Here is a 12,473-nt window from a genome sequence, read left to right as displayed (position 1 = left end):
GCAAGGAATCCCATGACGGAGCCAGCCTCCCGGGGACGGTCGGCCGGCCGCACCCGCCGGCCGCCGACCATCCACGACGTCGCCGCCGAGGCGGGCGTCTCACGCGGCACCGTCTCCCGCGTCCTCCAGGGCGGGCACAACGTCAGCCCCGCCGCCCTGGAGGCGGTGAACGCGGCGATCAGGAAGCTCGGCTACGTGGTCAACCGGGCCGCCCGGAGCCTGGTCACCCAGCGCTCCGGCTCGGTCGCCTTCCTGCTCACCGAACCGCAGGAGCGCTTCTTCGAGGACCCCAACTTCGTCACCCTGCTGCGGGGTTGCACCGCCGCACTGGCCGAGCACGACATCCCGCTGATGCTGATGACGGCCGGCACCGAGGCCGAACGCCGCCGGATCACCCGCTACCTGGCGGCCGGCCACGCCGACGGCGTGCTGCTGGTCTCCACCCACGCCGGCAACCCGATCCTGGCCGAGCTCCGGCAGGCCGAACTCCCGGTGGTCTCCTGCGGCCGGCCGCTCGGCCACCGCGGCCGGCTCGCCTACGTCGCCGCCGACGACCGGGACGGCGCCCGGGAGATGGTCCGTCACCTGCTGGACTCCGGCCGCCGCCGGGTGGCCACCGTGACCGGCCCGCAGGACACCCCCGGCGGGGTCGAACGGCTGGCCGGCTACCGCGAGGTGCTGGCCGAGTACGGCCTCCCGTACGAGGACCGCCTGGTCGCCGAGGGCGACTACAGCCGCGCGGGCGGCGAGGCCGCCACCGACCTGCTGCTGAGCCGCTCCCCCGACCTGGACGCCCTCTTCGTCGCCTCCGACCTGATGGCCGACGGCGCCCTCACCGCGCTCGCCCGGGCCGGCCGCACCGTCCCCGACGACGTGGCCCTCGGCGGCTTCGACGACTCCTCGGTGGCCCTGACCACCCGCCCCCCGCTGACGACGATCAGGCAGCCCTGGGACCGGATCAGCGAGGAGATGGTCCGCCTGCTCCTGGCCCAGATCGCCGGCGACGACCCGTCCACCGTGATCCTCCCGACCGAGCTGGTGGTCCGCGGCTCCGCGTGAGCGGTTTTCGGACAGCACGCCGTGTTGCCTGGCAGTAACAACTGGGCGCAGCAGGGGTGTCAGCAGGGAGGATCTGCGGCCCTGTGATGGTGGGGCAGGATATTTTACGGCCGGTTCGGGTATGACGCGTGCACGTCGATGCTGCGTAGCCTCTCTGGTCGGCGGCCCCTCACCGCCGCACCCCCCACGGCTTCACCAGGAGAGCAGATGCGTCCTGCCCGTTCCTTCACCCGTGCCTCCAGCCGCCTGCTCGGCGTCGCCGCCCTGGCCGGGATGCTGACCGCAGGCCAGTTCGCCGTGCCGTCCTCGCTCGGTGCGTTCGGCGCGTCGAGCGCCGCCGCCTGTACGACGGACGCCGGGGACAACGCCGCGGCCCGGCAGATCAAGGGCGGCCACACCGCCGAGCCGAACGCGGTCACCGACGCCCAGGCCAAGGCGATGGACGCGGACCTGAGCGCGAAGGTGGCCCAGCTGCAGAAGTCGGCGAAGGGTCAGCAGCTGCTCTCGGGCGGCGCGCTGGCGTCCACCAGCATCCCGGTCTACTTCCACGTGGTGCACAGCGGCAGCACCGGCAAGCTCACCGCGACCGACATCAGCAAGCAGATCGCGGTGCTGAACGCGGCCTACGGCGGCCAGGGTGCGGGCAACACCGCCACTCCGTTCGCGTTCTCGCTGGCCGGCACCGACTACACCGACAACTCGGGCTGGTACAACGGCATCACGCCGGGCTCCGCCGCCGAGAAGAGCATGAAGACCAGCCTGCGCAAGGGTGCCGCCAACGCGCTCAACATCTACACCGCCAGCCTCGGCGACGACCTGCTCGGCTGGGCCACCTTCCCGAGCTCCTACAAGTCGAACCCGAAGGACGACGGCGTGGTCATGCTGGACGCCTCGCTCCCGGGCGGCTCGGCGACCAACTACAACGAGGGCGACACCGCCACCCACGAGGTCGGCCACTGGATGGGGCTCTACCACACCTTCCAGGGCGGTTGCAGCGGCAACGGCGACTACGTCTCCGACACCCCCGCCGAGAAGACCGCAGCCTTCGAGTGCCCGACCGGCCGCGACTCCTGCACCAACAAGCCCGGCCTGGACCCGATCAAGAACTTCATGGACTACACCTACGACTCCTGCATGACCCAGTTCACCCCGGGCCAGGTCGCCCGGATGAACAGCTCCTGGGCCTCGTACCGCGCCTGACCCCGCGACGGCCGACGGGCACTCCTCCTGCCGGAGGGGTGCCCGTCGGTCGTTGTTCGTCCGAGCGCCTCCTGAAAATCACCTTCGGCGGCCAGAGTTGTCTGTACAACTTCTGGCTCTGGAGGCCCGACGATGACGCTCTCGCCGTACTGGCTGCGCGACAACTGCCCCTGCACCGACTGCCGCGACCTGCGCACGGGGCAGAAGCTGTTCCAGATCACCGACCTGCCGGGCGACCTGACGGTCCGTACGTCGGCCGAGGCGGACGGGGTGCTGGCAGTCGAGTGGTCGGACGGGCACGCCTCCCGCTACCCGCTCGACTTCCTGGCCGGCGACCAGGACGGGCCGGGTGACGACGGGCGCACCGAGCAGGGCCGACCGCTCTGGGCCGCCGCCGACTTCGCCGCTGGGCTGCCGGCCGCCGACTGGGCCGACTACCTGGCCGATCCGGCCGAAATCCTGCGCGCGGTGCGGAAGTTCGGCTTCGCGCTGCTGCGGGACGTACCGGTGGTCGAGCAGCAGGTGCTGACGGTGGCCCGGACCTTCGGGTACGTCCGGGAGACCAACTACGGCGAGCTGTTCGACGTCCGGGTCGAGGCCGATCCCAACAACCTGGCCTTCACCAACGTGGCGATCGCCCCGCACACCGACAACCCGTACCGCGACCCGGTGCCGACCCTGCAACTGCTGCACTGCCTGCGCAACGAGGCCGAGGGCGGTGACTCGGGCCTGGTGGACGGCTTCCGGGCGGCGGCCCTGCTGCGGACCGAGAGCCCGGCGGACTTCGCGGTGCTGACCGGTACGCCGGTGCCGTTCGTGTTCCGCGACCGGGGTACCGAACTGCGGGCGGACCGGCCGCTGATCGAGGTGGACGCGCTGGGGCGGATCCGCGAGGTGCGGTTCAACAACCGCTCGATCGGGACGCTGCGGGTGTCCGACCCGGACGCCTTCTACGCGGCGTACCGGCGGTTCGCCGAGATCACCCTGCGGCCCGAGCTGCAGCTGGAGTTCCGGCTCGGGCCCGGTGACTGCCTGATCTTCGACAACACCCGCCTGCTGCACGCCAGGACGGCGTTCGAGCAGGACGGCGCCCGGCACCTCCAGGGCTGCTACGCCGACCTGGACTCGCTCGCCTCCACCCTCGCGGTGCTGGAGCGGCGGGCCGCCGCGCTCGACTCGATCGCGGAGCTGTTCGCGGGCGAGGGCGCCGGGGAGTACCTGGGCGAGGCGGTGACGATGGCCGAGCACATGCTCCAGTCCGGTGCGCTGGCCGAGGCCGCCGGCGCACCCGACCACCTGGTGGCCGCCGCCCTGCTGCACGACATCGGCCACTTCGGCGGCTCCGGGCTGGAGTTGATGGCCGGGCAGGACAACCGGCACAGCCACACCGGTGCGGACTGGCTCGCCCGCTGGTTCGGGCCCGAGGTGACCGAGCCGATCCGGCTGCACGTGGCCGCGAAGCGGTACCTGTGCGCGGTCGAGCCCTCGTACCTGGCGCTGCTCTCCGAGGCCTCGGTCTTCACCCTCCAGGTGCAGGGCGGACCGATGACGGACCAGGAGGCCGCCGCCTTCGCCGCCCTCCCGGGTGCGGCCGATGCCGTCACCGTCCGGCGCTGGGACGACGAGGCCAAGGTCGCCGACGCGGCCACCCCCGGGTTCGACCACTTCCGCCCGCTGCTGGCCCGGCTGCTGGGGTAGCACCCCGACGGTCGGTGAACGAACGGCGATGTGAGAGGCTACTGCGCTCCGACCACCGTTCTGACCTGGGGGAACCCGTGCCGACCCACCGCCGCCGCCACCTGATCGCCGCCGTCGCGGCACTCGCGCTGGCCGGTCTGGCCGGGTGCGGCACGGCCGACCGGGCCGGTACGGCGGCACCCGCGACGACGGCAGCGGCGGCCGCGTCCCCGACCGCCTCGGCCGGGCCCTCGTTCGATCCCGGGATGGCACTGGCGCTCAGCATCGGGAAGCCCTACTCCGCAACCGTCCTGCTGACCTCCACCATCGACGGGAAGCCCGGGTTCACCGGATCCGGGCGGATGAACAACGGCGACCTGTTCACCGGCCGGATCGAGATGCGCGCCGCCGAGCCGTCGGCGGACGGGCGGACGGTGCACTTCGAGTCGGTGCTCACCGAGACCTCGGCGTACGCCAGGGACCTGGCCGGCCCCGGTCCCTGGCGGAAGCTGCCGCGCTCGGCCGACGCCACCCTGGCCGACTACGGTGCCTTCGCCAGGGCGCTGGCCACCCGTGGGGCGGAGGCCCGCAAGGGGCCCGAACTGCTGGACGGCGTCCCGGCCTACCGGTTCGCCGGGCGGTTCGAGTCGGCGGAGCTCGAAACCCTCGACCCCCGCACCGCCCGGAGCCTGGCGGCCAAGGGCGTGGCCGGCTTCGACTGCGACCTGTGGATCGACCGACAGGGCCGGACGGTGCGGTTCGAGCAGCGGGTGGAGCTGTCGGGTCTTCGGGCGCTGAACACCGCGGTCTTCCGGGAGTTCGGCGAGCCCGAGACGTTCACCGCGCCGGACGGTTCCTGATCGGCCCGGGGGTCAGTCGCTCTCCCGTGCGTGCCGCGAAAGGGCGGACGAGGCCAGGGAGTTGTGGATGCTGAAGGCGACGGTGCCGGGGAGGTAGCGGTCCTGCGACCACTCCACCGGGGTGCCGGTGGGGTCGGTGGTGCGGCGCTTCTCGCGCAGCAGCGGGCTGCCCCGGCGGCAGGTGAGCAGGCGGGCGTCGTCGGCGTTGGCGGCGACCACGTCGATGGTGTGGTCGGCGTCGGTGAAGAGGATGCCGTGCTCGCGCAGCGGCTCGGTGTGCGAGACCACGTCCGGGGGGAGCTGGGCCACCAGCTCACCGACCCGGGGCGGATAGACCGTTCGCTCCACCATCACGGGGGTGCCGGAGAGGGTGCGCAGACGGAGCGTGACGTAGACCTCGGAACCGGGCTCCAGCCGGAGCTGCTCGCGTTCGGCGGCGTCGGCGGGGCGGCGGACCAGGGATTCGAGCCGGCCGCCGGGCTCCTCGCCCATCGAGCGGGCCCAGTGGGTGAAGGAGAGCAGTTCGGAGAAGCTCTGCACCCGGGCGGTGCCGAGCACCACCCGGCGGGTGCCGCGACGGGATGTGACCAGTCCGTCGGCGCGGAGCACGGCGAGGGCCTGGCGGACGGTGCCCCGGGAGACGCCGTACTGCTCGGCCAGGGCGCCCTCGGCGGGCAGCCGTCCGGCGTCGCCGTACGAGCCGGAGGTGATGGCTTCGCGCAGGTCGGCGGCCACCTTGCGGTAGAGCGAGCCGGTGGCGCGGTCCTGGTCGAGTGCCACGTGCGTCAAAGTCCTTCCCTGCGCGGTGTCCTGTCCACCCAGATGGTGCACGGACGCCACCGACTGTAGCCGCTGCTGATCACCGCGCCGAGGTCGGCCGACACCGTTCCCGCAGCCGCCCCCTGTACTGGGGCATCCGTTCACCTTCCCGTCACCGGGCTCCGGCGTACTTACCCCGGCAGCCAAGTTGGCTGGCCAACTTGGCACAGCGTCAGCTGTTTCCCACGCTGTCCCCCCTCCCTCGAGAACTCCCCTTACTCAGGAGATCCACCCGTGATCACGTCCCGCACCCGTGCCGCCGCCTTCGCGGCCGTGCTGACCGCCGCCGCGCTCTCCCTGTCCGCCTGCGGCTCGGCGGGCTCGACCGCCAAGTCCGGTGACACCGCCCCGAAGGCCGGCACCAAGGAGGCCAAGGACGCCACCTCCGCGGCCGATCTCGGCGGCATGGACGGCCTGATCGCCGCCGCCAAGAAGGAGGGGAAGCTGCACGTCATCACGCTCCCCCGGAACTGGGCGAACTACGGCAAGATCATCGACGGCTACAAGGCCAAGTACGGCATCGAGGTCGAGGAGGAGAACCCGGACGGCTCCAGCCAGGACGAGATCAACGCGATCAACTCCCGCAAGGGCCAGGACCGCGCCCCCGACGTGGTCGACCTCGGCAGCGCCTTCGCCATCCAGGCGGTCAAGGACGGCCTGCTGGCCCCGTACAAGGTCGCGAGCTTCGACAAGGTCGCCGAGACCATGAAGGACGCCACCGGCGCCCGGGTGAACGACTACGGCGGCTACATCTCGATCGGCTGCGACGCCAAGAAGGTCGCGGTCTGCCCGAAGACCTTCGCCGACCTGCTCAAGCCCGAGTACAAGGGCAAGGTCGCGCTGAACGGCAACCCGACCAAGTCCGGCTCGGCCTTCGGCGGCGTCTACGCGGCCGCGCTGGCCAACGGCGGTTCGCTGGACAACATCCAGCCCGGCATCGACTGGTTCGGCAAGCTGAAGCAGTCCGGCAACTTCAACCCGGTCGAGTCCACCCCGGCCACCATCGAGAAGGGTGAGACCCCGATCTCGATCGACTGGTCCTACCTGAACGCCGGTTACACCGACCAGTTCAAGCCCAAGGGCATCGACTGGCAGGTCTCGATCCCGTCCGACGGCAGCTACGCCCAGTACTACAACCAGGGCATCAACAAGTTCGCCCCGCACCCGGCCGCCGCCCGCCTGTGGCAGGAGTACCTGTTCAGCGTCGAGGGCCAGAACCTCTTCCTGGGCGGCTACGCCAACCCGGCGCTGTTCGACGCGCTGAAGAAGGACGGCACCCTGGACGCGGCCGCCGCGGCCAAGCTGCCCGTGATCGAGAAGCCGTTCACCGTCTTCCCGACCCCGGAGCAGGTCACGGCCGCGAAGAAGGTCGTGACCGAGAACTGGACCAAGGCGATCGCGGGCTGATCACCGAAATGACCACGGCTCCCACCCCGGTGCCGGCCCCTGCCGCCGCCGAGCTCACCGAGCTCGGCGGCGGTGCGGGGGTCCCCACCGCAGCCCCCTCCCCCGCCCCCCGTCCGCTGGTCCGGTCCCTGCGTCGCCTCGGCGGCTCCTGGCTGGCCACCGTCCCGCTGCTGCTGTTCTTCCTGATCAGCTTCGGCCTGCCGGCCGTCGCGATCATCAGCGGCGCGTTCACCACCTCCAGTGACGCCGAGACCGGCGCCGGTGCCTTCACCACCGCCAACCTCACCGACTCGGTCCAGGGCGCCTACCTGACCGCGCTGTGGAGCAGCGTCAAGCTCTCCGCGCTGACCGCGCTGCTCGGCACCCTGATCGGCCTGCCGATCGCCCAGGCGGTCGTCACCTCCCGGTTCCGCGCGCTGCGCGAGGCAGTGCTCACCGCCTCCGGCGTGCTGGCCAACTTCGGCGGCCTGCCGCTGGCGTTCGCCTTCGTCGCGACCCTGGGCAACGCCGGTGAGATCACCCAGCTGTTCGGGCTGACCGAGCACGGCTGGACCCTCTACTCCTTCACCGGTCTGACCATCGTGTACCTGTACTTCCTGGTGCCGCTGATGGTGCTCACCATCACCCCGGCCCTGGACGGTCTGCGGACCCAGTGGCGCGAGGCCGCGCACAACAACCGGGCCACCGCGTTCCAGTACTGGCGGCACGTCGCGCTGCCGATCCTGTTCCCCTCGCTGCTCGGCGGCTTCGTGCTGCTGTTCGGCAGCGCCTTCGCCGCGTACGCCACGGCGGCCGCGATGGTCGGCGCCACCGTGCCGCTGGTCAGCCGCTCGATCGCGGACGCGCTCTCCGGCAACGTGCTGGTCGGCCAGGGCAACCTGGCGCTCGCGCTGAGCCTGGACATGATCCTGGTCGCCGTCCTGGTGATGGCCGTCTACCTCCCCCTCCAGCGTCGGAGCGCACGATGGCTCAGCTGATCTCCAAACTGCGCATCTGGCGCGGCCTCGTCCTGCTGCTGGCCGGGGTGTACTTCCTGGTGCCGATGGCGGCCTCGGTCTGGTTCTCCGTCGACAGCCGGGACGGCATCGACTTCGCCGCCTACACCGGCCTGTTGAGCGCCCCCGGCTTCACCAAGAGCCTGCTGCTCACGCTGGAGCTGGCCGGCCTCACGGTCGTCGTGCTGCTGCTCCTGCTGGTGCCCGCGCTGATCGCGGTCCGGCTCGGCTCGCCCCGGCTCCGCTCGGTGCTCGAAGTGGTCTGCACCCTCCCGCTGGTGGTCCCCCCGGTGGCACTCACCGCCGGGCTGATCGGCGTGCTGCGCTGGGGCCCGGACTACCTGATGGACACCCCGTTCTTCCAGACCATGGTGTTCATCCAGGACCCCGAGTTCCCGCTGGTGCTGGTGATCGCGTACGTGCTGATGTCGCTGCCGCTCGCGTACCGGGCGCTGGACGCCGGGCTGCGCGCGCTGGACGTCCGCACCCTGGTCGAGGCCGCCCGCAACTGCGGTGCGAGCTGGCCGCGCGCGGTGGTCACGGTGGTGCTGCCGAACCTGCGCGGCGCGCTGCTGAACGCCTCGTTCCTCACCCTGGCCCTGGTGCTCGGGGAGTTCACCGCCTCCTCGATCCTCGGCTACGAGCCGTTCGCGGTCTGGATCTACACGGTCGGCAACAGCCAGGGCCAGATGTCCGTCGCGGTCTCCGTGCTGAGCCTGCTGATCACCTGGGTGCTCCTGCTCCTGCTGTCCGCGGCCGGCCGTGAGCGGCGCCGGAAGACCACCTCCCACTGACCCCCTGCGGAGACAACCCCCATGAGCACCACCACTGTTGACAAGAAGACGGCCGTCGGCGCCACCGTCGAGTTCCGGGCCCTGCGCCGGTCCTTCGGTGCCACCACCGCGCTGGACGGCCTGGACCTGACCATCAACCCGGGCGAGCTGGTGGCCCTGCTCGGCCCGTCCGGCTGCGGCAAGACCACCGCGCTGCGGATCCTGGCCGGCTTCGAGACGCACGACTCGGGCCAGGTCCTGGTGGACGGCGAGGACATCACCGGAGTGCCCGCGCACCGCCGGGACGCCGGCATGGTGTTCCAGTCCTACAGCCTCTTCCCGCACCTGACCGCCGCCGACAACGTGGCCTTCGGGCTGCGGATGCGCGGCGCCGCCAAGGCCGAACGCCGCGGCCGTGCCAAGGAGTTGCTGGAGCTGGTCGGCCTGCCCCAGCACGCCGACCGCTACCCGCACCAGCTCTCCGGCGGCCAGCAGCAGCGAATCGCGCTGGCCCGCGCGCTGGCCCTGCAGCCGCGGGTGCTGCTGCTGGACGAGCCGCTGTCCGCCCTCGACGCCAAGGTCCGGCTGAACCTGCGGGACGAGATCCGGCGGCTGCAGCAGGAGCTGGGCATCACCACCCTGTTCGTGACGCACGACCAGGAGGAGGCGCTCTCGATGGCCGACCGGGTCGCCGTGCTGCGGGCCGGGCAGCTGGAGCAGTGCGCCACCCCGTCCGAGCTGTACGCCCGCCCGGCCACCGCGTTCGTGGCCGAGTTCGTCGGCACCATGAGCCGGATCCCGTGCGCCCGTTCCGGCGAATCGGTGGCCCTGTTCGGCCGGAACTTCCCGGTCGACGGCACCCTGCCGTACGACGGTGAACTCGACGTGCTGGTACGGCCGGAGAACGTCGGCCTGACCGCCTCGGCGACCGGTGCCGCGCTGGTCGTGGGCGCCTCGTTCCTCGGCAGCGTCACCCGGCTCACCGTACGGTTGGCCGACGGCACCGAGGTGAAGGCCGACCTGCCGACCGAGGCCGCCGCCGCGCTGCCGATCGGCAGCAGCGCCGAACTCACCCTGCCGGACCGCCCGGTGCTGGTCGACCGCCGCACCGCCTGAACCACCACCGAAGGTACCGCCATGCCTGAGCCCGTCTCCCCCAAGCCCGCCGCCGTCCTGTTCGACATGGACGGCACCCTGGTCGACACCGAGCACCTCTGGTGGCAGGCCGCCGTCGAGTGCGCGGCCGAGCTCGACCTCGCCCTGACCGACGCCGACCTGCCCGAGGTGCTCGGGCAGGCGGTAGAGCACACCGCCGCGCACCTGCACCGCGCCAGCCGCACCACCCTCAGCGAGCTCGAACTCGCCGTGCGGCTGAACGACTCGTTCACCGGGAAGGTGGCCGCCGAGGTGGTCCCCCGCCCCGGCGCGCTGGCCCTGCTGGCCGCGCTGCGGGACGCCGCCGTACCGACCGCCCTGGTCTCCGCCTCGCCCCGCCGGGTGGTCGACCTGGTGCTCGGCACCCTGGGCAGCAGCTGGTTCGCCGTCACCCTGGCCGCCGAGGACACCCCGCGCACCAAGCCCCAGCCCGATCCCTACCTGGCCGCCGCCGCCCGGCTCGGCCTGGACCCGGCGGACTGCGTCGCGGTCGAGGACACCCCGACCGGGGTCGCCTCCGCCCACGCGGCGGGCTGCGCGGTGCTGGCCGTACCGTCCGCCGTGCCGATCGCGGCCGCCGAGCGGATCACCCTGCTGGACAGCCTGGAGCAGGCCGACCTGGCCCTGCTGGCCGGGCTCACCGGGCTGCGCTGATGCCGTACCTGCTGCTCGCGCTGGCCATCCTGAGCGAGGTCTGCGCCACCAGCTGCCTCAAACTCACCGAGGGATTCAGCCGGTTGTGGCCGAGCATCGGGGTGGGGCTGGGCTACGCGCTCTCCTTCCTGCTGCTCGGCCGGGCGCTCAAGCACATCCCGGTCTCGATCGCGTACGCCGTCTGGTCCGGTGCGGGCACCGCCGCCGTGGCGGCGATCGGGGTGGTGGCCTTCGGCGAGCAGCTCGGCAAGGCGCAGTGGATCGGCATCGCGCTGGTGATCATCGGCGTGGTGGTGCTGAACCTCCGCAGCAGCCACTGAGGCATCCGCCGAGTTCCCGGTCCTCCCGTCGGGCCGTCATGTCCTGTTCACGTGAAGTCCCCCGGGACTGGAGTGAATTGGGTCGGTTGTACAGCCAACTCGACCCAGCCGCACCAGCGTTGGTGCGGCGGACAGGAGCTCCGTGGCGACCGGCAGCACGCTCGCGCTCAGCACTCCGACCAGCCCCACCGAAGGTGACAAGCTCACCTTCCACTGGGTCACCGACGTACCCGACAGCAAGAACTGGGTCGGCATCTACGACGGCACCCGCCTGCCCGGCACCGGCTCCTCGCTGCTCTGGAAGTACACCCCGGGCGGCTCGGGCGACGTACAGCTGGACACCTCGGCGCTGACCGGCGGACCGTACACCGCCTACCTGCTGGCCAAGGACGGCTACGGCATCCTGGCCCAGACCGCGCCGTTCTCGTTCAAGCCCAAGCCCGCCCCGGTCCGCCCGCACCTGGCGGTGGACGCGCTCACCGCCACCCCGGTCGCCCCCGGCGGGGCGGTGGGCGTCAAGCTCGGCGGCCTCTGGGTCCGGGCGTCCGGCGCGGTCACCTTCCGCCGGACCGGCGGGGTGTCCTGGCTGTCCGTCAGCTCCGCCGGGCAGGTCACCGGCACCGCCCCCGCGACAGCCCTGGCCGACCCGGCCGTGCTCACGGTCGAGGCCAAGGACACCGCCGGCAACACCGACACCCTCACCCTGCTGGTGCCGGTCCAGGCCGCCACCGCGCCGCTCCGGCTCAAGGTCGCGGCCTGGAACCTGGCCAACGCCGGGGCCGCGTTCACCGACCCGGTGGAGAAGCAGCTCCGGGTGCTGCTCACCCAGGGGATCGACGTGGTCGCCCTCCAGGAGACGGCCGGTACCGCCGCGCAGACCCTGGCCACCGCGCTCGGCTGGTACGCCCAGCAGACGGCCGGCAGCGTGGGCATCCTCAGCCGGTACCCGCTGACCGCCGCGACCACGCCGGCCCTGCCCGCCGTCGGGGTCACCGTCCAGCTGCCGGGCGGGCGTTCGGTCCGGCTCTGGGGCGCGCACCTGGACGAGACGGCGTACGGCCCGTACGCGATCCAGGACGGCCAGACCGCCGCCCAGGTGGCGGCCGCCGAAGCCGCGTCCACCCGGGGGCAGCAGGCCACCGCACTGGCCACCGCCGTGAAGGCGGACATCACCGCCGGCGCGGCCGTGCTGCTGGCCGCCGGGCTGGCCTCCCCCTCGCACCTGGACTGGACGGCCGCCACCGGCAAGCCGCTCAACTGGCCGGTGACGACGGCCCTGCAGAGCGCCGGACTGACGGACGCGTACCGGGCTGCGCACCCCGACCCGGTGTCCTCCCCCGGCGCGACCTGGTCGCCGACCCGGAAGCTGCGCGGCAGCAAGCCCGAGCCGCAGGACCGGATCGACCAGGTCCAGTACGCGGGCCCGCTCACCCTGGTCGAGGCGCACACCCTGACCACCGGCCGCCCGCAGCCCGACCCGGCTGCCACCGGCAACGAATGGCCTTCCGACACCGCCGCCGCCGTCGCGACCTTCACCCTCTGAAAGGCCGTTAC

At 72.2% G+C, this 12,473-nt stretch carries 12 protein-coding genes; 11 read left to right on the top strand and 1 reads right to left on the bottom strand.

The genetic code is table 11. From position 1 onward, the window contains the following. Window positions 1–12: 12 nt before the first annotated feature. From ABT118_RS19105 to ABT118_RS19090, 4 genes are all read left to right on the top strand, one after another. Window positions 13–1,059 (top strand): LacI family DNA-binding transcriptional regulator, encoded by a 1,047-nt coding sequence (locus tag ABT118_RS19105; protein ID WP_350669929.1) that lies wholly within the window; start codon window positions 13–15, stop codon window positions 1,057–1,059. Window positions 1,060–1,266: 207 nt separating this feature from the next. Beyond that, entirely contained in the window at window positions 1,267–2,259 is a 993-nt protein-coding gene (locus tag ABT118_RS19100) for a zinc metalloprotease (protein WP_350669928.1), read from the top strand. A gap of 132 nt (window positions 2,260–2,391) precedes the next feature. Beyond that, window positions 2,392–3,957, top strand: a complete 1,566-nt coding sequence (tmpA, locus tag ABT118_RS19095) for a 2-trimethylaminoethylphosphonate dioxygenase (RefSeq protein ID WP_350669927.1) — start codon at window positions 2,392–2,394, stop codon at window positions 3,955–3,957. Window positions 3,958–4,034: 77 nt separating this feature from the next. Next, window positions 4,035–4,796, top strand: coding sequence for a YlmC/YmxH family sporulation protein (locus ABT118_RS19090; RefSeq protein WP_350669926.1), 762 nt, complete (start codon window positions 4,035–4,037; stop codon window positions 4,794–4,796). A 12-nt stretch (window positions 4,797–4,808) separates the two neighbouring features. On the opposite strand, the gene ABT118_RS19085 is transcribed toward ABT118_RS19090, so the two are convergent. Further along, the gene (locus tag ABT118_RS19085; RefSeq protein ID WP_350669925.1) at window positions 4,809–5,576 is read right to left on the bottom strand and encodes a GntR family transcriptional regulator; all 768 of its coding nucleotides are present in this window, start codon (window positions 5,574–5,576) and stop codon (window positions 4,809–4,811) included. A gap of 273 nt (window positions 5,577–5,849) precedes the next feature. Between ABT118_RS19085 and ABT118_RS19080 the strand changes: the two genes are divergently transcribed. From ABT118_RS19080 to ABT118_RS19050, 7 genes are all read left to right on the top strand, one after another. Then, a complete protein-coding gene (locus tag ABT118_RS19080) occupies window positions 5,850–7,022 on the top strand; it encodes an ABC transporter substrate-binding protein (protein WP_350669924.1) in 1,173 nt (390 codons plus the stop codon). 8 nt (window positions 7,023–7,030) lie between these two features. Continuing rightward, window positions 7,031–7,999, top strand: coding sequence for an ABC transporter permease (locus ABT118_RS19075; RefSeq protein ID WP_350669923.1), 969 nt, complete (start codon window positions 7,031–7,033; stop codon window positions 7,997–7,999). Next, complete coding sequence (locus ABT118_RS19070; RefSeq protein ID WP_350669922.1) at window positions 7,987–8,811, top strand: ABC transporter permease subunit; 825 nt, start codon at window positions 7,987–7,989, stop codon at window positions 8,809–8,811. Before ABT118_RS19075 ends, ABT118_RS19070 begins: the two co-directional genes overlap by 13 nt. A 21-nt stretch (window positions 8,812–8,832) precedes the next feature. After that, window positions 8,833–9,906, top strand: coding sequence for an ABC transporter ATP-binding protein (locus ABT118_RS19065; RefSeq protein WP_350669921.1), 1,074 nt, complete (start codon window positions 8,833–8,835; stop codon window positions 9,904–9,906). A 21-nt stretch (window positions 9,907–9,927) separates the two neighbouring features. Continuing rightward, window positions 9,928–10,599, top strand: a complete 672-nt coding sequence (locus tag ABT118_RS19060) for an HAD family hydrolase (RefSeq protein WP_350669920.1) — start codon at window positions 9,928–9,930, stop codon at window positions 10,597–10,599. After that, a complete protein-coding gene (locus ABT118_RS19055; RefSeq protein ID WP_350669919.1) occupies window positions 10,599–10,919 on the top strand; it encodes a DMT family transporter in 321 nt (106 codons plus the stop codon). Before ABT118_RS19060 ends, ABT118_RS19055 begins: the two co-directional genes overlap by 1 nt. A gap of 142 nt (window positions 10,920–11,061) precedes the next feature. After that, complete coding sequence (locus ABT118_RS19050) at window positions 11,062–12,462, top strand: endonuclease/exonuclease/phosphatase family protein (protein WP_350669918.1); 1,401 nt, start codon at window positions 11,062–11,064, stop codon at window positions 12,460–12,462. The last annotated feature ends 11 nt before the right edge of the window (window positions 12,463–12,473 follow it).

Origin of the sequence: Kitasatospora sp. NPDC002040 (assembly GCF_040296785.1) — a bacterium.
Taxonomy (GTDB): domain Bacteria; phylum Actinomycetota; class Actinomycetes; order Streptomycetales; family Streptomycetaceae; genus Kitasatospora.
The sequence above is the reverse complement of the archived record's forward strand: the minus strand, read 5'-3'. Positions and strand labels throughout refer to the sequence as shown.

What these genes read in the sequence shown, in the direction of transcription:
- ABT118_RS19100 (WP_350669928.1), top strand. Translation starts at nt 1,267, where the DNA reads ATGCGTCCTGCCCGTTCCTTCACCCGTGCCTCCAGCCGCCTGCTCGGC.
- ABT118_RS19105 (WP_350669929.1), top strand. Translation starts at nt 13, where the DNA reads ATGACGGAGCCAGCCTCCCGGGGACGGTCGGCCGGCCGCACCCGCCGG.
- ABT118_RS19070 (WP_350669922.1), top strand. Translation starts at nt 7,987, where the DNA reads ATGGCTCAGCTGATCTCCAAACTGCGCATCTGGCGCGGCCTCGTCCTG.
- ABT118_RS19055 (WP_350669919.1), top strand. Translation starts at nt 10,599, where the DNA reads ATGCCGTACCTGCTGCTCGCGCTGGCCATCCTGAGCGAGGTCTGCGCC.
- ABT118_RS19065 (WP_350669921.1), top strand. Translation starts at nt 8,833, where the DNA reads ATGAGCACCACCACTGTTGACAAGAAGACGGCCGTCGGCGCCACCGTC.
- ABT118_RS19075 (WP_350669923.1), top strand. Translation starts at nt 7,031, where the DNA reads ATGACCACGGCTCCCACCCCGGTGCCGGCCCCTGCCGCCGCCGAGCTC.
- ABT118_RS19060 (WP_350669920.1), top strand. Translation starts at nt 9,928, where the DNA reads ATGCCTGAGCCCGTCTCCCCCAAGCCCGCCGCCGTCCTGTTCGACATG.
- tmpA (WP_350669927.1), top strand. Translation starts at nt 2,392, where the DNA reads ATGACGCTCTCGCCGTACTGGCTGCGCGACAACTGCCCCTGCACCGAC.